Annotated in this window: 17 protein-coding genes and 1 pseudogene; 10 read left to right on the top strand and 8 right to left on the bottom strand. The window is 51.5% G+C overall.

Features of this window, described 5'->3' with window-relative positions; translation table 11 throughout:
* Positions 1–22: 22 nt before the first annotated feature.
* Positions 23–871, top strand: coding sequence for an HTH-type transcriptional activator RhaR (gene rhaR / locus AAEY27_RS21770; protein ID WP_342322827.1), 849 nt, complete (start codon positions 23–25; stop codon positions 869–871).
* Here the strand turns inward: rhaR and rhaT are convergent, their stop codons facing one another.
* Complete coding sequence (rhaT, locus tag AAEY27_RS21765; protein WP_342322826.1) at positions 872–1,906, bottom strand: L-rhamnose/proton symporter RhaT; 1,035 nt, start codon at positions 1,904–1,906, stop codon at positions 872–874.
* Positions 1,907–2,195: 289 nt separating this feature from the next.
* On the opposite strand from rhaT, the gene sodA reads away from it, so the two are divergent.
* Positions 2,196–2,816 carry a superoxide dismutase [Mn] gene (gene sodA, locus AAEY27_RS21760; RefSeq protein WP_342322825.1) on the top strand — a complete coding sequence of 207 codons (621 nt, stop codon included), beginning with the start codon at positions 2,196–2,198 and terminating at the stop codon, positions 2,814–2,816.
* 257 nt (positions 2,817–3,073) lie between these two features.
* Entirely contained in the window at positions 3,074–4,057 is a 984-nt protein-coding gene (gene kdgT / locus AAEY27_RS21755) for a 2-keto-3-deoxygluconate transporter (RefSeq protein ID WP_342322824.1), read from the top strand.
* Positions 4,058–4,098: 41 nt separating this feature from the next.
* Here the strand turns inward: kdgT and AAEY27_RS21750 are convergent, their stop codons facing one another.
* The gene (locus AAEY27_RS21750) at positions 4,099–4,989 is read right to left on the bottom strand and encodes a dihydrodipicolinate synthase family protein (RefSeq protein WP_342322823.1); all 891 of its coding nucleotides are present in this window, start codon (positions 4,987–4,989) and stop codon (positions 4,099–4,101) included.
* 163 nt (positions 4,990–5,152) lie between these two features.
* Between AAEY27_RS21750 and yiiM the strand changes: the two are divergent.
* A pseudogene (gene yiiM / locus AAEY27_RS21745) lies at positions 5,153–5,876 on the top strand (6-hydroxyaminopurine reductase).
* On the opposite strand, the gene cpxA reads toward yiiM, so the two are convergent.
* Both cpxA and cpxR read right to left on the bottom strand, forming a co-directional pair.
* Positions 5,859–7,232 (bottom strand): envelope stress sensor histidine kinase CpxA, encoded by a 1,374-nt coding sequence (gene cpxA, locus AAEY27_RS21740; RefSeq protein WP_342322822.1) that lies wholly within the window; start codon positions 7,230–7,232, stop codon positions 5,859–5,861. The pseudogene yiiM and the gene cpxA overlap by 18 nt on opposite strands.
* Positions 7,229–7,927: an envelope stress response regulator transcription factor CpxR gene (gene cpxR / locus AAEY27_RS21735; RefSeq protein ID WP_342322821.1), complete on the bottom strand. Its 699-nt coding sequence runs from the start codon at positions 7,925–7,927 to the stop codon at positions 7,229–7,231. The genes cpxA and cpxR overlap by 4 nt, the downstream gene beginning before the upstream one ends.
* Positions 7,928–8,078: 151 nt before the next feature.
* Between cpxR and cpxP the strand changes: the two genes are divergently transcribed.
* Positions 8,079–8,573: a cell-envelope stress modulator CpxP gene (gene cpxP, locus AAEY27_RS21730; RefSeq protein ID WP_342325672.1), complete on the top strand. Its 495-nt coding sequence runs from the start codon at positions 8,079–8,081 to the stop codon at positions 8,571–8,573.
* A 198-nt stretch (positions 8,574–8,771) separates the two neighbouring features.
* Here the strand turns inward: cpxP and AAEY27_RS21725 are convergent, their stop codons facing one another.
* Complete coding sequence (locus AAEY27_RS21725; protein ID WP_342322820.1) at positions 8,772–10,166, bottom strand: hypothetical protein; 1,395 nt, start codon at positions 10,164–10,166, stop codon at positions 8,772–8,774.
* Between the two features lie 361 nt (positions 10,167–10,527).
* Positions 10,528–11,238 (bottom strand): class I SAM-dependent methyltransferase, encoded by a 711-nt coding sequence (locus AAEY27_RS21720; RefSeq protein ID WP_342322819.1) that lies wholly within the window; start codon positions 11,236–11,238, stop codon positions 10,528–10,530.
* Positions 11,239–11,572: 334 nt separating this feature from the next.
* Here AAEY27_RS21720 and fieF point away from each other — a divergent pair, with 334 nt between their 5' ends.
* The 5 genes from fieF to AAEY27_RS21695 all read left to right on the top strand — a co-directional run bounded on the left by fieF (position 11,573) and on the right by AAEY27_RS21695 (position 17,042).
* A complete protein-coding gene (fieF, locus tag AAEY27_RS21715) occupies positions 11,573–12,457 on the top strand; it encodes a CDF family cation-efflux transporter FieF (protein WP_342322818.1) in 885 nt (294 codons plus the stop codon).
* Between the two features lie 201 nt (positions 12,458–12,658).
* Positions 12,659–13,621 carry a 6-phosphofructokinase gene (gene pfkA / locus AAEY27_RS21710; protein WP_017459651.1) on the top strand — a complete coding sequence of 321 codons (963 nt, stop codon included), beginning with the start codon at positions 12,659–12,661 and terminating at the stop codon, positions 13,619–13,621.
* A gap of 146 nt (positions 13,622–13,767) precedes the next feature.
* On the top strand, positions 13,768–14,757 hold the full coding sequence (locus AAEY27_RS21705) for a sulfate ABC transporter substrate-binding protein (RefSeq protein WP_342322817.1): 990 nt from the start codon (positions 13,768–13,770) through the stop codon (positions 14,755–14,757).
* A 148-nt stretch (positions 14,758–14,905) separates the two neighbouring features.
* Complete coding sequence (locus AAEY27_RS21700) at positions 14,906–15,664, top strand: CDP-diacylglycerol diphosphatase (protein WP_342322816.1); 759 nt, start codon at positions 14,906–14,908, stop codon at positions 15,662–15,664.
* A gap of 73 nt (positions 15,665–15,737) precedes the next feature.
* Positions 15,738–17,042: an SLC13 family permease gene (locus tag AAEY27_RS21695; protein ID WP_342322815.1), complete on the top strand. Its 1,305-nt coding sequence runs from the start codon at positions 15,738–15,740 to the stop codon at positions 17,040–17,042.
* Between the two features lie 41 nt (positions 17,043–17,083).
* On the opposite strand, the gene tpiA is transcribed toward AAEY27_RS21695, so the two are convergent.
* Positions 17,084–17,851 carry a triose-phosphate isomerase gene (gene tpiA / locus AAEY27_RS21690; RefSeq protein ID WP_342322814.1) on the bottom strand — a complete coding sequence of 256 codons (768 nt, stop codon included), beginning with the start codon at positions 17,849–17,851 and terminating at the stop codon, positions 17,084–17,086.
* A 107-nt stretch (positions 17,852–17,958) separates the two neighbouring features.
* Positions 17,959–18,558 carry a DUF1454 family protein gene (locus tag AAEY27_RS21685; protein WP_342322813.1) on the bottom strand — a complete coding sequence of 200 codons (600 nt, stop codon included), beginning with the start codon at positions 18,556–18,558 and terminating at the stop codon, positions 17,959–17,961.
* Positions 18,559–18,632 lie beyond the last annotated feature (74 nt).

Genomic DNA, 18,632 nt, shown 5'->3' with positions numbered 1-18,632 from the left:
TGTTCAGGGCAGAGGTGACTTTGTGGCAGGCCAGTTAATTCTTCGTCAAGCGGACTTCTTCCCCCGCGCCGGGCAAACGGTGGCGGTGGCGGATCGCTACCCGCAAAATGTCTTTGCTGAACATACCCATGAGTTTTACGAACTGGTGATGGTATGGCGCGGCAACGGTCTGCACGTGCTCAATGACCGGCCTTACCGCATCACGCGCGGCGATCTGTTTTATATCCGCGCGCAAGATTGCCACTCTTACGCCTCGGTCAATGACCTGGTGTTGCAGAACATCATCTACTGCCCGGACAGGTTGACGCTCAATCTCGACTGGGCGGCGCATATTCCTGGCCTCAATGGCGCGCAATGGATCCCGCACTGGCGCATTGGCAGTTCCGGTATGACGCAGGCGCGGCAGGTGATTGCGCAGCTTGAGCATGAAAGTACCAAGAGCGATCCGCTGGCGAACCTGATGGCGGAAACCCTGTTCGCGCAGTTGGTGATGACCTTAAAACGCCACCGTTTCGCCGCCGATAACCTGGCCGCCACGCACAGCGAAGCGCTGCTCGATAAGCTGATCACCGCGCTAACCGGCAGCCTGAACCGCAGCTTTGTGCTGGAGCAATTTTGCGAGCAGGAGCAGTGCAGCGAGCGCGCGTTGCGTCAGCAATTCCGCACCCAAACCGGGATGACCATCAACCACTATTTGCGCCAGTTACGCATCTGCCATGCGCAATATTTGTTGCAGCACTCCGAGCAGATGATCAGTGAAATTGCCATGCAGTGCGGGTTTGAAGACAGTAACTACTTTTCGGTGGTGTTTAGCCGCGAGGTAGGGATGACGCCAGGCCAGTGGCGTCATCGTAGCCGGGTTGCTGCCTGATTAACTGGCCATGCCGAGGCCAACAATATTGGCCGCGACAATGATCACCACGCAGCCGAGGCTCAATACGCTCACCGGCTGGCGCCCGGCGTTCTTCCACTCTTTCAGAATCAGCCCGACAATTCCGCCGCACAGCACGTAGAAGCTCATATGCAGCATCCAACTGATGTAGTCATACTGCGCCGGAATGCGCGCGTGGCCCCAGGCGTAGAAGAAAAATTGCAGATACCACATCAAACCGCCCAACGCGGAAAGCAGGATATTGCTGATGATCAGTGGTTTTGCCAGCGAGAAGTCTGCTTTTACCGACAAGTTCTTCACTTTTGCCAGACGAACAAAGCAGAAGCCGAGATTCACCAGCGCGCCGCCGCCCATGATCACCACATAGCTTGGCAAGGCGGTGTAAAGCGGATCGATGCCCAGCGCCGCGGCGGCTTCGTGCATCGGTTTTGCGGCGTTCATTGCAAACGACATCCCGGCAGAGAACACGCCGCACATGATGGCGAGCGCGAGACCTTTTTTCAGGTTGAACTCTTCGGCTTTGATGCCCATTTTGCGCTCTTTCAACTGACCTGCGCGGGTGACAATCCCGACGCCAATCAGCGCGACCAGCACGCCCAGCAGCGTCATACGGCCGCCTTCGGTATTGATCAGCACATCGAAATTACCGTTGAGAATCGGGGTCATCAACGTACCGACAATCAGCGTAATGCCGATGGCGATACCAATACCCATCGACATGCCTAAATAGCGCATGGTCAGGCCGTAGTTGATGTTGCCGACGCCCCACATCGCGCCAAACAGAAACACCGGCAGCAGCGTGGAAGCATTAAACGAGCTGAAATAGGCCCAAAAATCAGGCAATAACAGCGCGCTGATGGTCCAGGGAAGAATCAACCAGGAGACGATGCCACCGATTGACCACATGGTTTCCCAGGACCAATTTTTCACCTTTTTAAACGGGGCATAGAAACAGGCTGCACTGGCTGCGCCTATCAAATGCCATAAAATACCCATCGTAATCGCGTTACTCATTAATCAATCCTCTTTGTTTTTATCGCCGGGATACGAGCAGCCGACCCGATGAGTGTAAAAATCAGTCAGAGGATTAACCTTGAGGCGTTTGCCGCATTGCGGCGTGAGCTGGCAATGAGCGCGTTATGGAGGTGAGCGGCTTCACAGTTTCATGAACATAACCAAAAGTTATAACCATATAAAAACTACGGCATTGATAAACATTTTCAATATCATTTAATTAACTATAATGATCCGACTGCTTACGCGGCATTAACACACGTGCCGCCAGACAATAATGGAGATGAAAATGAGCTATACACTGCCCGCTCTGCCGTATGCGTATGATGCCCTTGAGCCTCATTTCGACAAGCAGACGATGGAAATCCATCACACCAAACATCACCAGACCTACGTCAACAATGCTAACGCTGCGCTGGAAAGCCTGCCGGAATTCGCTAGCCTGCCGGTTGAAGAGCTGATCACCAAACTGGATCAGCTGCCAGCAGACAAAAAAACCGTGCTGCGTAACAACGCAGGTGGTCACGCTAACCACAGTTTTTTCTGGAAAGGTCTGAAAAAAGGCACCACCCTGCAGGGTGACCTGAAAGCGGCTATCGAGCGCGATTTCGGTTCCGTTGACAACTTCAAAGCGGAATTCGAAAAAGCGGCTGCCACTCGCTTTGGTTCCGGTTGGGCCTGGCTGGTGCTGAAAGGCGACAAACTGGCTGTAGTGTCTACCGCTAACCAGGATTCCCCGCTGATGGGTGAAGCGATTTCTGGCGCGTCCGGTTTCCCGATTGTTGGCCTGGATGTGTGGGAACACGCTTACTACCTGAAATTCCAGAACCGCCGCCCGGACTACATCAAAGAGTTCTGGAATGTGGTTAACTGGGATGAAGCGGCTGCGCGTTTCGCTGCGAAAAAATAAGTCTGTTCCATCGCTCACTGTGAGGTGAGTCAAAACCCCCGCCAGGCGTTGCCGACGGGGGTTTTTTTATGCTTTTTTGCCTGGTCATAACTAAAGGGAACACCTGTCTGGAATTAATGAAATATTGTTTTGTTCTGGTTGTTTGATCACTTTTCTTTGCCCGATCTGCTTCTACCATCTCTTCATCCGCGCTGCTGTTTTCCCGCAACACTGGAGTGTCAGCGTACAAAAATCGGACGTTTTTGACAGGTGAAGATATGCAAATCAAGCGTGCAATTGAAAAGATCCCTGGCGGGATGATGCTGGTTCCATTGTTCATCGGTGCGTTGTGCCACACCTTTGCGCCCGGGGCGGGAAAATACTTCGGCTCGTTTACCAACGGCATGATCACTGGCACGGTGCCAATCCTGGCGGTGTGGTTTTTCTGTATGGGCGCCTCCATCAAGCTGAGCGCGACCGGTACGGTGCTGCGTAAATCGGGAACGCTGGTAGTAACGAAAATCGCGGTTGCGTGGGTGGTTGCGGCTATCGCGTCCCGCGTGATTCCCGAACACGGTGTGGAAGTCGGGTTCTTTGCCGGGATGTCGACGCTGGCGCTGGTGGCGTCGATGGATATGACCAATGGCGGGCTGTATGCGTCAATCATGCAACAGTACGGCACTAAAGAGGAGGCCGGGGCTTTTGTGTTGATGTCGCTGGAATCCGGCCCGCTGATGACGATGATTATCCTCGGCACTGCGGGTATCGCGTCGTTTGAACCCCATGTGTTTGTCGGTGCCGTGTTGCCTTTCCTGGTGGGGTTCGCGCTGGGGAACCTCGACCCGGAACTGCGCGAGTTCTTTAGTAACGCCGTGCAAACGCTGATCCCGTTCTTTGCTTTCGCGCTCGGCAATACCATCGATTTAAGTGTGATCGCACAAACCGGTTTGCTGGGTGTTCTGCTGGGCCTGGCGGTGATTGTGATTACCGGTATTCCGCTGATCATCGCCGATAAGCTGATTGGCGGCGGCGACGGCACGGCGGGTTTGGCGGCCTCCAGTTCCGCAGGCGCGGCGGTGGCAACGCCGGTGTTGATTGCTGAAATGGTGCCGGACTTTAAACCGATGGCGCCAGCAGCAACCGCGCTGGTGGCGACGTCGGTGATTGTCACCTCGATTCTGGTGCCGATTTTGACCTCGGTCTGGTCACGGAAAGTGAAAGGCGCGGAAGCGGAAATCGCGATACGCAATACGGTGAAATAACTTTTTGATTGCCGGGTAAGCGCAGCGCCATCCGGCAATTACTAGATACCAAACACCGTGTCCACGATTTTGCACTGATCGTCGCTCAACGTGCCGCCAAAATTGCGCGCGGTAGGGGTGCAATAACCAAACTTGCGCGATACCACCGTTTTAATGGTGGTGACGAAATCATCGCCGATGGCGTAAATCGCCATAAACTTGCCGATCTCTTGTTGCAGCTTTTGCAGCGTGGCTAAATCGTTCTGCCGCCAGGCTTCCCGCGCCTCGACAAACAGTTCTGGCATCACGTTGTTCAGCCCGGAAATCACCCCAGCGCCGCCTGCCAGTAAGTTGGGAATGTAATACTCGTCATAACCGCTCAGCACAGCGAAATCATCGCGTACGCGCGCGGTGGCCTGAATCATGCTGCGGGTATGCGACTGGCAATCCACCGTGTCTTTGATACCGGCGAAGTCCGGGAATTCTGCTGCCAGCGTGGCGACCAGTTCTGGCGTCAGATCACACCCGGTACGCGCCGGGAAATTATAGGCAAACCATTTTCCGCTGATCGCGTTACCCAGCGCGCGGAAGTAACTGAGCAATTGCGCGCTGGTTTGCCCATAGTAATAAGGCGGCAGCACCATTACGGCATCGTAGCCGACTCGCCAGGCCTCATCCACCATCCATAAAATATCGTTAAAACAAGTAGATGAAACATTGGCGACCATTGGCAGAGGCGACATGGCGCGCGCTTCGCGGATCAGCATGATTCGCTCTTCAAGGGAGAGAGAGGCAAACTCGCCGATGCTGCCCATCAGCAATATCACATCGATTTTTGCCGCTGTCAGACGCGCAATATGCTGTCGCAAACCATCAACATCGACCTTGCCTTCGCTGTCCATCGGCGTGATGGAAGGGCACCAGACGCCGGAAAATGGAGTTGTACTGGTCACGTCACTCTCTCCTTGGTTAATGAAATTGCGTTTCAAAAGTTCACGTTAAGTGATAGCACGCCTTACGGGCTGACACGCGCATGAATGTCTCATTTTCGCAGGTTTAGCCGACAAAAAATTATGGTGTAATAGCGCGACGAAAAAAGCGTGTCCGGGAGGGAAGATGCGACATCAGGTTGACGTATTTACGGGAAAGGTCAGGGATTATGACGGCAGTCGGCCCAGTGCCATCGCCAAATTGCAGGTGGAAGGGGAACTCACCCTGACGGAAATGGGGTTGGGCGGAGACGAGCAGGCGGAAAAAAGTTACCACGGCGGAGCGGATCGCGCGTTGTGCCACTACCCGCGCGAACATTATGCGCACTGGGCGCAAATGTACCCGGAACAAGCCGCGCTGTTTTGCGCACCGGCATTCGGCGAGAATTTCTCTACCAGCGGATTAACAGAGAAAAATGTTTTTATCGGCGATATCTTCCGCTGGGGCGATACGCTGATTCAGGTGACGCAGCCGCGTTCGCCTTGTTTCAAGCTCAATTACCATTTCGGTATCCGCGATATGTCGACGCAAATGCAGGACAGCGGGCGCATTGGCTGGCTGTATCGCGTGATTGCGGCGGGTAAGGTGTCGGCAGACGCGCCACTGGAGTTGGTGTCCCGCGTTAGCGATGTCAGCGTTTATGAGGCGGCTTCCATTGCCTGGTTCCAGCCTTTCGATGATGAGCAATATCACCGTTTATTGTCGGCGGCGGGGTTGTCGGCGAGCTGGACGCGCACCATGCAAAAGCGGCGCATCAGCGGCAAGATTGAAGATAATTCGCGGCGGCTGTTGGGCTAATAAATCGCCCTCTCCGTTGGGAGAGGGCGAATCATCACGAGCGTTTGTATAACGGCAGCCACATCGTTAAGCGTAAACCGCCTAACGGGCTGTCGTCTGCTTTCACCCAGCCGCGATGCTGCTGAATCGCGGTTTCGACAATCGCCAGGCCAAGACCGGTACCGCCGGATTCGCGATCGCGCGCTTCGTCGGTGCGGTAGAACGGGCGGAAAATCTGCTCGCGATCTTCCGTGCTGACGCCAGGACCGTCATCGTCCACGTTAATGGTGATGCCGTCTTTATCCACCGCAAAACTGACTTCGATTTTGCTATGCGAATAGCGCAGCGCGTTGCGAACAATGTTTTCCAGCGCGCTTTCCAGCGCATTCGGGTTGCCGTACATCGGCCAGGGACCCGGCGGGAAATTGACCGTCAGGGATTTTCCCATCTGCTCGGCTTCGAAGGCGGCGTTATCCAGCACTTCGTTCCACATCTGATTGGCTTTCACCGTTTCGCTCACCAGCGCGTTTTTCTGCTGATTGCGCGACATCACTAACAGATCGTTGATCATGCTGTCCAGCCGCTGCGCTTCAGTTTCAATGCGCTCTAACTCTTTGCTTTCACCGCTGCGACGACGCAACAGCGCGGTACCAAGCTGCAAGCGCGTCAGCGGTGTGCGAAGTTCGTGCGAGATATCCGAAAGCAGGCGTTGCTGTGCGGTCATCATGCGTTCGAGCGCGCTCACCATTTGGTTAAAACTGGCGCCGGCGGCCAGAAATTCCTGCGGCCCGGCTTCCAGTTCCGGATGTTGGCGTAAATTGCCCTGCGCCACTTCATCCGCCGCGTTTTTCAGCTTACGCGCTGGTTTCGCCAGGCTCCACGCCAGCCATAACAGCAACGGCGAGCTGATAAGCATGGTGACAATCAGCAGCAACAGCGGGCGGTCAAACAGCAGGTTGATGAAATCAGATTGTGAGCTGCTGGCGGGGCGAATCAGGTAGAGCTGGTAATTATCTTCCCCGTCACGGATGGAAAAAGGGCCAACCATCTCGACGCGACCATACTTTTTCTTCTGCGGATGGTCGGAGTTATCCGCCTGGCCGATGAAGTTGCGAATGATCTGCATCTCGTTGCGTTCGGCACCGATCACGCGGCCTTCACTGGTCACCAAAAGCAGGCGTTGACCCGGCGGCGCCCATTTGTCGATAGCGCGAAACAACCTGCGCCACCACATCAGGTCATTCGGCGGGTCGTTGGCCAGTTCCGCTTCAACATGCTGTTCAATCATCACGCCCTGACGCTGCTCGCTGTCCAGCAACTCTGTCATTTGACGGGAGTCCAGCTTCGGCACCATCAAAACCAGCATCAGCACCAGTGCCAGCGTTAACCAAAAAATGGCAAAGATGCGGGCGGTCAAACTTCCTATCATGAAGCGGACACCATCAGATAACCGCGACCGCGCAAGGTTTTAAACCACGGATGCCCATCTTTGCGATCCGGCAATTTGCGGCGCAGATTGGAAATGTGCATATCGATAGCGCGATCGAACGGTGTCAGGCGTTTACCCAGCACTTCCTGGCTTAAATGTTCGCGAGAAACCACTTGGCCTAAATGCTGAGCCAGAAGGTAGAGCAGGGTAAATTCGGTGCCAGTTAACTCCAGCGACTGGCCATCAAAGCTGGCTTCCTGGCGGCCCGGATTGAGGCTTAGGGCGTCCACTTCCAGCGTTGGCGAACCGCTGTCGCTGTTTTGCTGTTGCTCGCTCCAGTGGGAACGGCGCAGGATCGCACGAATACGCGCGACTAATTCACGATCGTTAAAAGGTTTTGGCAGATAGTCATCCGCGCCCAGCTCAAGGCCGAGAACGCGATCCAACTCGCTGCCGCGTGCAGTCAACATAATTACCGGTGTCTGGTGTGTCTGGCGTAGCTCTTTAAGGGTGTCGATACCGTTTTTCTTCGGCATCATGACGTCGAGCAAAAGCAGGTCGATGCTGTCGTCGAGGAGGTCGAGCGCCTGTTCCCCATCATGGGCAACGAGTACGTTAAAACCTTCCATGTCGAGTAGCTCCTTTAACAAGGAAGTCAGCTCTCGGTCATCATCTACTAAAAGGATTTTATTCATTGTTTAAATACCTCCGAGGCAGAAATTACGTCATCAAGACTCGCTAATCCATGACTTTACGTTGTTTTACACCCCCTGACGCTTGTTTGCAGCCTGAATCGTAGACTGATTCTCGTTGATTCGTGAGACGAAAAGGTTACTGGAGCAAATGATGCGCATCGTTACCGCTGCCGTCATGGCCTCAACGCTGGCATTAAGCACTGTTAGCCAGGCTGCTGAAGTCGTAACAGGCGATAACTGGCACCCGACTGAAGGGTTCGCACAGCGCAGTGTTCAGAGCCATATGTTCGACGGTATTAATTTGACCGAACATCAGCGCCAGCAGATGCGGGATCTGATGACACAGGCGCGGCACGACCAGCCACCTGTTAATGTTAGCGAAATGGAGGCAATGCATCGCCTTGTCACCGCAGAAAAATTTGATGAAAACGCTGTGCGCGCTCAGGCAGAAAAAATGGCGCAGGAGCAAGTCGCTCGTCAGGTTGAAATGGCGAAAGTCCGCAACCAGATGTACAACCTGCTAACGCCGGAGCAGCAAGCGGTTTTAAACCAGAAACATCAACAGAGAATGACCAAGCTGCGTAGCGTCGCGCAGATGCAACAAAGTTCTCCGTTGACGGTAATGAGTAGTAGCAGTACCAGGTAACAAACCCTGTTTTTCCTTGCCATAGACACCATCCCTGTCTTCCCCCACATGATGTGGGGGTTTTTTTTGTCTCCAATTCAGTGAAAATTATTATAAATCAATGATATAACTGACAGCACAAAGCGACAGGAAGGGTTTTATTATCACCAGTGCGGCCAATTTGTGGACAATGTGGTCACGCCGTACCTGTTGCTTCCACTACCTCACTTTTATCGTTATCAGCTCAGGGAAGCTTCCATTCGATAGATATCTCCAGTACGCCGATACAGGGTTCGCCGCGGCCATGTTAGATCTGACATAAAGCTTCTCGGCCTGAGTGATATTCTCAAAGGAAGGTTGAATATATTTTACGCGATATGATTCTTTTTTATAAATAATGGGATCGGGTACATGCTTATTCGTCAATATAATGCTTTTATTTTCACCGAATGCTTTCATAAACATATAGGAATATTGGTAAAAATTAAGATTATCTGAAGTAATAATTGTAATGACTTTTCCATTTAATTCGGGATGGGCCTTAATATTAGCAATGAATGATCGTTGATATATTACTTCAATAACCTTTGCATATTGAGCGCAAACGAAGATTGAAAACATATACAGCATAATAATAATTACGAGAGGCTTCTTAATCGGTTTATGCTGCAATATATATGCAAAGATCAGTGCTAAGATAGGAGCACAAGAGAATAAAAATCTCATTGAGTTTCCGTGCATTTGAATAATATCAACAGTGGATGGGGTTTTGTTGACTACAATATATGGAACAACAGTGGCAATAAGCGCGATGACTAATCCTGCACTGGATAATTTGATAAGCTTTATAGGCGTAAGGATATAATAAGCAATGACCGGCCCCAAACATACTGCTAAGAAAATTGCAAATCTCTTCCATAAAAGCATATTCAGAAGACTGTTTATAACAATTTTATTGTAGTCTGCATAAAGCTCAGTTGTCGCAAATATAGACCGTAGAGCGAAAAAGGAGATAACAATCCAAAGAGAGAATAAAATGATATACGTTATTTTTTTGAATTTATTCTCGATGGCATACAACATAAAAATGGAAAGTATCACAGGAGCCATTGATGCCTGCTGGAAAGTGAGCGGGATCAATATTAATGGAATTAGAGGGTAACGCTTCTCTATGACTAGTCTTGCAGAAAAGAGAGCAAAGAAAATAGTGGCAGAATGCATTAAATAAATGGTCGAGAAAAAAGTAGACCATAGCGGCAGGAGCAAGTAAAAAACCCCTACAAGCAGGGACTCTTTTTCGGAGAGATGATATAACGTTTGGGCTATACGCGCTATTTGCATCGCGGAAAGATAAAGAAACAGCAATGTTATCAACTGGCCTGACAGCGGATAAAATCCTTTTGCGAGTGTTAGAGGGTCATAAAAGAAAGCAGTGAGATATAAGCCAGCTTCACTAAACCATTCGTGATAAACATCGATACGGGCTACTGATATAGCATGATCAATTAATGCGCCATCCCACATATCGGTTCTGGAAAAAAGGACCGGGACATATAGCATCATTATCAATGCCAGCAGCAACGGATTCTTTTGTTTAATAATGCTATTGAACATTTACTGCTTCTCCTGGTTAAAAAACATCCACTTTTTATTAATTGAAGAAGTGCTACATGAAACAACAATAGTAATAAAAAGAGTGCTCATAATTGGTTTCATCACTAAATGCAAAGGCAATAAAACTGCATTATAAACAAGAGAAAAATCTATGTCTGCTTCAACGGCATATCTAGATATTCTTCTGGTAATTATCTTCAAAGAAATGGTATTGCCAAATTTTCGCGGCAACCCTTTATTAAATGTAGTTTGCAAAGCGAAGAGTAAATACAACAGGGCTGTTAATGATTTTTTAATAAAATATAGCCAAAAATACACGGGCTTTATGAGATAAGTCGAAATAATATGCAAATTAAGCATATTACTTTTCTTTTTTCTCTGCATAACAAAATACGGTTAAACCGCCGACCTTATTCTTTTCGAAGAAAATAAGATCAAGTGAACATAATGTTTTTAATACAGTATTCACAAATTTACTGTGTCTTTTAAGCTGTGATTCTTTTTTTCCACTATTTCGAGAAGCGAAGCGCGTTAAAACGGCTAAGGGTAGAACAACACCAAAATAATAACATGACCTTTCAATGGAAAGCCCGGTGGACTGAACGACACTCTCGAGTTGGCGAAGTGTATATCTCCTCCTGTGTTCCAGAAAATCGTCATGCGGGCTCCATAACCACTCGAAAGCAGGTACGCTGATTAAAAATTTAGTGTTTGCAGGGACCTTATCTACATACTCTTTCAGTAGACCTACGTCATCATCAACATGTTCAAGGACATCCATCAGTAAAACGAGGTCTGCATCGGTTTCATCTATCCCACGTACGAAATGAATCGGCTTACCGTGTTCATTAGCGGTTTCTTCCCTCTCATAGCTGATGTCGACGCACCAGGCTTCTGACGCTGTTGTCTCATTGAGCAATAACTTTGAGAAATAGCCAGATCCAGCGCCAATGTCCATAATTTTCTTAGGTGTAAAGTTACCCAGCAGTTTCGTTAGCGCTTTTGCTTTTGAAAGATAATACCAGTGTGTATTCACATCATCGCCGAGTATTTCTGTCTCTTTAAGATCCATATTCATTCCTAAGAAAGCTAATGCCTTTGAAAAAAATCGCTACTGAATCCCACTCATTAAATACGGGAATAACCCATAAAGTTTACGAGTTCACCATCCTGGTGGTTTTTATTACAAGCCTAATGTATCTCATCGTGAATTTTCATCCTGTTATAACTCCTGTTTCCAGCGCTAAATTTTATTCCTACAAGAGCCGGATAACTGTTTTTATGGGCATTCTAGTCATTATACCGGCTCGTATGAAGTTCGGAGAGGGTTTTAGATCATTGATGAGCATTTATGCTACTTTGCTAAACAGTAATCCGAACATACAGATTAGCTAAAATGAGCGCTTATGAATAAATCCTATGGGCGGCTGGTAACCCGGGCGGCGATTGCGGCGACGGTCATGGCCTCGTCATTATTGTTGATCAAAATCTTCGCGTGGTGGTTTACCGGTTCGGTCAGTATCCTGGCGGCGCTGGTTGATTCTCTGGTCGATATTGCCGCATCGCTCACCAATTTATTGGTCGTGCGTTATTCGCTGCAACCGGCGGATGAAGAACACACCTTCGGCCACGGCAAAGCCGAGTCGCTGGCGGCGCTGGCGCAAAGTATGTTTATTTCCGGTTCCGCATTGTTCCTGTTCTTAACCGGCATTCAGCATTTGGCGAATCCTGAACCGCTTCGCGCGGCGGGTATCGGCGTGGCGGTTACGCTGATTGCGCTGTTCAGTACTGTGATATTGGTCACTTTTCAGCGCTGGGTTGTGCGTAAAACCCACAGTCAGGCAGTGCGGGCGGATATGCTTCATTATCAGTCTGATGTTATGATGAACGGCGCAATTCTCATCGCGCTTGGCCTGTCATGGTATGGCTGGCACCGGGCGGATGCGCTGTTTGCGCTGGGTATCGGCGGCTATATTTTGTATAGCGCGTTACGCATGGGATATGACGCGGTGCAGGCATTATTAGATCGCGCGTTACCCGATGAAGAGCGTCAGGATATTGTCGATATCGTCACTTCCTGGCCGGGCGTCAACGGCGCTCACGATCTTCGTACGCGGCAGTCAGGGCCGACCCGCTTTATTCAAATACATTTAGAAATGGAAGATAACCTGCCGTTAGTTCAGGCGCACCTTGTCGCCGAACAAGTTGAGCAGGCGATTCTGCAACGTTTTCCAGGCTCCGATGTGATTATTCATCAGGACCCCTGTTCTGTCGTACCTCAAGGACGATAAGCCCGCAGAGGCTTTCGTATTTCTTTGTAAAACAGTGAGCCAGACCAACATTTTGTGGACAAATTACCGCCATTTGGTCTGACCTGAATCAATTCAGCAACTATGGATTGATATACTATTTGCAGCATAGTTGTTCGCTCCCAGTGGGAGTTGCTTCGGGCCACAGAATTTTATTTTGCATTCCTAAGTTCAGAGGTAGTCATGATTAAAAAAATCGGTGTGTTGACAAGTGGCGGTGATGCGCCAGGCATGAACGCCGCGATCCGCGGCGTTGTTCGTGCAGCGTTAACAGAAGGTCTGGAAGTTGCAGGTATCTATGATGGTTACCTCGGCCTGTACGAAGACCGCATGATCCAACTCGACCGCTACAGCGTATCAGACATGATCAACCGCGGCGGAACCTTCCTCGGCTCTGCCCGCTTCCCGGAATTCCGCGAAGAACATATCCGCGCAGTAGCTATTGAAAACATGAAAAAACGCGGCATCGACGCGCTGGTCGTTATCGGCGGCGACGGTTCCTACATGGGGGCGAAGCGCCTGACCGAAATGGGTTTCCCCTGCATCGGTCTGCCAGGCACCATCGATAACGACGTTGCAGGTACCGACTACACCATCGGTTACTTCACCGCGCTGCAAACCGTGGTTGAAGCGATTGACCGCCTGCGTGACACCTCTTCTTCCCACCAACGTATTTCCATCGTGGAAGTGATGGGCCGTTACTGCGGCGACCTGACACTGGCAGCGGCCATTGCCGGCGGTTGCGAGTTTATCGTTCTGCCGGAAGTGGAGTTTAACCGCGAAGATCTGGTTGCAGAGATCAAAGCCGGTATCGCCAAAGGCAAAAAGCACGCGATCGTGGCAATCACCGAGCATATCTGTGATATCGACGAGCTGGCGAAGTACATCGAAAGCGAAACGCAGCGTGAAACGCGCGCTACCGTTCTCGGTCACATTCAGCGCGGCGGTTCTCCGGTGCCTTATGACCGTATCCTGGCTTCCCGCATGGGTTCTTACGCGATTGAACTGCTGCTGCAAGGCTACGGCGGTCGTTGCGTCGGTATCCAGAACGAAAAAATGGTGCATCACGACATCATCGACGCCATTGAAAACATGAAGCGTCCGTTCAAAGGTGACTGGCTGGACTGCGCGAAAAAGCTCTACTGATTATCAAAACGCCCTCCGCAAACGAGGGCGTTTTCCTGTCGTAAGATATTCCACAAAGTTATAGCAAATCTTTTTTTATTCTTTAATCATTGGATGCCTTTCTGGCAGGCTGGTGTCATCAAAATACACAACCGAGAGAGTGGGCGATGAATAAATGGAGCGTGGGATTAACTTTACTGCTGGCATCCACCAGCGTTCTGGCTAAGGACATCCAATTATTAAACGTGTCTTACGATCCAACGCGTGAGTTGTATGAGCAATACAACAAAGCGTTCAGCGCGCACTGGAAACAAGAAACCGGTGACAACGTGGTGGTTCGTCAGTCTCACGGCGGCTCTGGCAAACAGGCGACATCAGTTATCAACGGCATTGATGCGGATGTGGTCACTCTGGCGCTGGCCTATGATGTTGACGCGATTGCGGAGCGCGGTCGTATCGATAAAAACTGGATCAAACGCCTGCCGGATAACTCCGCGCCGTACACCTCGACCATCGTTTTCCTGGTGCGAAAAGACAACCCGAAACAAATTCATGACTGGAACGATCTGGTTAAACCGGGCGTTTCCATTATTACGCCGAACCCGAAAAGTTCCGGCGGCGCGCGCTGGAACTATTTGGCTGCCTGGGGCTACGCGCTGCACCACAACAATGGCGATCAGGCCAAAGCACAGGATTTCGTAAAAGCGCTGTACAAAAACGTTGAAGTGCTGGATTCCGGCGCACGCGGCGCGACCAATACCTTCGTTGAACGCGGTATCGGCGATGTGCTGATTGCGTGGGAAAACGAAGCGCTGCTGGCGACCAACGAGCTGGGCAAAGACAAATTTGAAATTGTCACGCCGAGCGAATCCATCCTTGCCGAGCCTACCGTTTCGGTGGTCGACAAAGTGGCCGAGAAAAAAGGCACCGGGAAAGTGGCGGAAGCCTACCTGAAGTATCTCTACTCGCCGGAAGGCCAGGAGATCGCGGCGAAGAACTTCTACCGCCCGCGTGACCCGCAGGTCGCCGCGAAATATGCCAATGCGTTCCCGAAACTGAAACTCTTTACCATTGACGAAGAGTTCGGCGGCTGGACCAAAGCGCAGAAAGAGCACTTCTCTAACGGCGGCACCTTCGATCAAATCAGTAAACGCTAACCTCGTTAAGTGCCCGGTGGCGTTATGCTTACCGGGCCTGCGGGTGTTGTAGGCCGGATAAGCACCGTTGCAATTTAACAAAACGATCTCTAACTTCGCTCAGCTTTTGCGCTATCATGCCGTTTCTTTCAGCATAGGAAGCGGAAATATGAAAACAGTTCGTCGTATTGTAATCGCTCTGTTGGTGGTGATTTTACTGGCAGCAGCAGGAGCATGGATTTGGATAAAATACAGCGTCAACCCGGATGCGCTGCGCCAAATCGTTACCGAACAATGCTTGCCGAACGCGCGCGAGCATAACTCTCCTGAACCCTGCGCGCAGGTGAACCTCAACAATGGCTATGTGCTGATGAAAGACCGCAACGGCCCGTTGCAGTTTTTACTGATGCCAACGTACCGCATTAACGGCACCGAAAGCCCGCTATTACTCCAGCCCACGACACCCAATTTCTTCTGGCAATCGTGGCAATCCCGCGACGTGATGAGCAAACTGCGCGGCAGCCAGGTCCCGGATAACGCCATTGCTTTAACGATCAACTCCCGTCTTGGGCGTTCGCAAAATCACTTCCATATTCACATTTCTTGTCTGCGTACCGATGTGCGCGAAAAATTAAATGAAAACGCCGGGCGCATCAGCAGCCAGTGGCTCGAATTCCCCGGCGGCCTGCGCGGTCATCAATATTTAGCGCGTCGCGTGACCGAAACGGAGCTGGCGCAACGCAGCCCATTCTTAATGTTGGCCGAAGAAGTGCCAGAAGCAAAAGATCATATGGGGCGTTTCGCGCTGGCGGTGGCGCAGCAGGCAGATGGCTCTTTTGTCTTGCTGGCAACCGAACGTAACCTGCTTGCGCTTAATCGCGCATCGGCGGAGGAATTACAGGATCATCAATGCGATATCCTGAAATAAGCCCACCATAATTCGCGTTTACTCAACATGCCTGTCGCCGTAGACTTGCTGAAAAAATCTACAGGAGACAGGCATGTCGCTCTGGCTTTCACACCCTCTGTTTCTTCCCTCGGTTATTGTCGGCATCACGATTGTGTTGTGGGCCACCTCGTTGCTGCCGGAGTTCATCACCGCGCTGCTGTTCTTTACGGCGGCGATGGTGGCGAAAATCGCGCCGCCGGAAGTGATTTTTGGCGGTTTCGCCTCTTCCGCTTTCTGGCTTGTCTTTAGCGGTTTTGTGCTCGGCGTTGCGATTCGCAAAACCGGCCTGGCGGACAGAGCGGCGAGGGCGCTGTCGGCGCGAATGACGGATTCATGGCTGCAAATGGTCGCCAGCGTCGTGTTGCTAAGTTATGCGCTGGCATTTGTCATGCCATCGAATATGGGGCGTATCGCGCTGTTGATGCCCATTGTCGCAGCGATGGCGATGCGTGCCGGGATCAATGAAGGCACGCGATCGTGGTATGGATTGGCGCTGGCGGTTGGGTTCGGCACTTTCCAGCTATCGGCCACCATTTTGCCCGCCAACGTACCAAACCTGGTGATGAGCGGCGCGGCGGAAGGCTCGTACGGTATTCATCTCAACTATGTGCCCTATCTGCTGTTGCATACGCCGGTGCTGGGTATTCTGAAAGGCATTATCCTGATTGGCCTGATTTGCTGGCTCTTTCCGGGCCAGCCGCAGGCGCCTCGCGAGCAGACTCCGGCAGAGCCGATGAGCCGGAACGAAAAGCGCCTGGCGTGGCTGCTGGCAGTGGTGCTGACGATGTGGGTCACCGAGAGTTGGCACGGCATCGGCCCGGCGTGGACAGGGCTTGCGGCCGCTTGTGTGACATTGCTCCCGCGCGTGGGTTTTATCAATGGCGACGAGTTTTCCAGCGGGGTGAATATCCGCACCTGTATTTATGTCGCGGGCATTCTGGGGCTGGCGATCACTGTGACCCAAACCGGGATTGGCCGTGCGGTCGGCGAAGCGCTGTTACAGGTGATGCCGCTCGATCCTGCGCGTCCGTTTACCAGTTTCCTCGCGCTGACCGGTATTACCACCGCGCTCAATTTTATTATGACCGCCAACGGCGTTCCTGCGCTGTTTACAACGCTGGCGCAGAGTTTTTCCGATGCGACCGGTTTCCCGCTGCTGTCGGTGATCATGATTCAGGTGTTGGGGTATTCGACGCCGTTGTTGCCGTATCAGGCGTCGCCCATTGTGGTGGCGATGGCGCTCGGAAAAGTGCCTGCAAGAGCGGGCATGCTGCTCTGTCTGGCGCTGGCGGTGGTGACGTATTTGGTGCTGTTACCGCTGGATTACGCGTGGTTTAGCATGTTGGGGAAACTTTAAAACAATACCCTCTCCCGTCAGGAAGAGGGTAAAAAACATCATTACGCCTGTTTTGCTGCTTCGGCTGCTTTCACGATCACGGCAAAAGCGTCGGCTTTCAGGGAAGCACCGCCAACCAGCGCGCCGTCGATATCCGGCTGAGTGAACAGTTCTGCCGCGTTGCCCGCATTTACAGAACCGCCGTACTGGATGATCACTTGCTCAGCCACTTTCGCGTCGGCTTTAGCAATATGGTCACGGATAAATTTGTGCACTGCCTGAGCTTGTGCCGGGGTAGCAGATTTGCCGGTACCGATAGCCCAAACCGGTTCGTAAGCAATCACTGCGCCTTCGAACGCGCTCGCACCCTGAGTTTTCAGCACCGCGTCGATCTGGCGTGCGCACACTTCTTCGGTTTTGCCCGCTTCGTTTTCTGCTTCGGTTTCACCGATGCACAGAACCGGCGTCAGGCCTTGCGCTTTCAGTACCGCGAATTTTTTTGCGATAAATTCATCGGATTCAGCGTGATAAGTACGACGCTCAGAGTGACCGATGATGATGTATTTCGCGCCGATATCTTTCAGCATTTCGGCAGAGGTTTCGCCGGTGAATGCGCCAGACAGATTTACGTCAACGTTCTGTGCGCCCAGGATGATGTGGCTGCCGTCAGCAGCATGTTTCGCCAGATCCAGGTACAGGTCCGGCGGGGCAATTGAAACTGCACAACCCGTTACACCAGCCAGCTCGGTACGCAGGTTCGCAACCAGTTCGTTTACCATGTGGCGGCTGCCGTTCAGTTTCCAGTTACCCATCACTAAAGGATGTCGCATTTTTACTCTCCACGCGCTTGGCGAATTAAGGAAGATGGCCGCCCTTCAGGGCAGCATGGTCTGTGAAACAGTATAGAGATTCATCCCCTGAAAGGCTTTGCTTTTTGTCATTTATTGTTCTCATCCAGAGGTTCAGATAGCGTCAGCTTAATCGGTTCAACAGCGAAGGTCAGCCCCTTTTCCCCGTTATCTGCAACAACATAGCGAATCGCACCTTCTGTTTCCGCGTAATACGGTTTGTTTTTGCCATTGGTCAGCAACTTTTGCAGTTTTTGCGTACTTTGCACGACGGTCATCGCCGGCGAAAACGCGCGGATAAACGCGGTCATGTACTCCTGCGCTTTCGCTTTCGCCGCTTTTTGCTCCGGCCCCTGCACCGGCAGCCAGGTTATCTGCATCGATTTTATTTTCAGCGTACCGCGCTCCAGCGCCGTCGACGCATACAGATACTCATTGATCTTGGTTGCCGCTCGCGTCAGGTTCGCCGGTTCGTTTCGCCCATCCACCGCACGGAATTCGCTGAGCATCAGCGTCGGGTTATCAACATTAAATTTTTCCCGAAACTGGCTGATAGATTGGTCAAAAGTCGGTGCGCCTGGCAACAGATAGGGCGCGGTGACGACGGGAGGAACTTCTTCCGCCTGGAGTTGCGAGCTGAACACCAGCGCGGATAAAAGCAGCCAAAACGGATAACGCCGTGTTTTCATTCACATCGTCCTCTGTAAGTGTGCTCACGATTAAAACGATATCGGGCTGGCTTGTCAAAAACTCCCGTCGCCAG

Origin of the sequence: Kosakonia sp. BYX6, assembly GCF_038449125.1 — a bacterium.
Taxonomy (GTDB): domain Bacteria; phylum Pseudomonadota; class Gammaproteobacteria; order Enterobacterales; family Enterobacteriaceae; genus Kosakonia; species Kosakonia calanthes.
The sequence above is the reverse complement of the archived record's forward strand: the minus strand, read 5'-3'. Positions and strand labels throughout refer to the sequence as shown.

Coding starts and splice junctions, on each gene's coding strand:
- rhaT (WP_342322826.1), bottom strand. CDS start 1,906: ATGAGTAACGCGATTACGATGGGTATTTTATGGCATTTGATAGGCGCA.
- sodA (WP_342322825.1), top strand. CDS start 2,196: ATGAGCTATACACTGCCCGCTCTGCCGTATGCGTATGATGCCCTTGAG.
- kdgT (WP_342322824.1), top strand. CDS start 3,074: ATGCAAATCAAGCGTGCAATTGAAAAGATCCCTGGCGGGATGATGCTG.
- cpxA (WP_342322822.1), bottom strand. CDS start 7,232: ATGATAGGAAGTTTGACCGCCCGCATCTTTGCCATTTTTTGGTTAACG.
- cpxR (WP_342322821.1), bottom strand. CDS start 7,927: ATGAATAAAATCCTTTTAGTAGATGATGACCGAGAGCTGACTTCCTTG.
- cpxP (WP_342325672.1), top strand. CDS start 8,079: ATGCGCATCGTTACCGCTGCCGTCATGGCCTCAACGCTGGCATTAAGC.
- AAEY27_RS21725 (WP_342322820.1), bottom strand. CDS start 10,166: ATGTTCAATAGCATTATTAAACAAAAGAATCCGTTGCTGCTGGCATTG.
- AAEY27_RS21720 (WP_342322819.1), bottom strand. CDS start 11,238: ATGGATCTTAAAGAGACAGAAATACTCGGCGATGATGTGAATACACAC.
- fieF (WP_342322818.1), top strand. CDS start 11,573: ATGAATAAATCCTATGGGCGGCTGGTAACCCGGGCGGCGATTGCGGCG.
- pfkA (WP_017459651.1), top strand. CDS start 12,659: ATGATTAAAAAAATCGGTGTGTTGACAAGTGGCGGTGATGCGCCAGGC.
- AAEY27_RS21705 (WP_342322817.1), top strand. CDS start 13,768: ATGAATAAATGGAGCGTGGGATTAACTTTACTGCTGGCATCCACCAGC.
- AAEY27_RS21700 (WP_342322816.1), top strand. CDS start 14,906: ATGAAAACAGTTCGTCGTATTGTAATCGCTCTGTTGGTGGTGATTTTA.
- AAEY27_RS21695 (WP_342322815.1), top strand. CDS start 15,738: ATGTCGCTCTGGCTTTCACACCCTCTGTTTCTTCCCTCGGTTATTGTC.
- tpiA (WP_342322814.1), bottom strand. CDS start 17,851: ATGCGACATCCTTTAGTGATGGGTAACTGGAAACTGAACGGCAGCCGC.
- AAEY27_RS21685 (WP_342322813.1), bottom strand. CDS start 18,558: ATGAAAACACGGCGTTATCCGTTTTGGCTGCTTTTATCCGCGCTGGTG.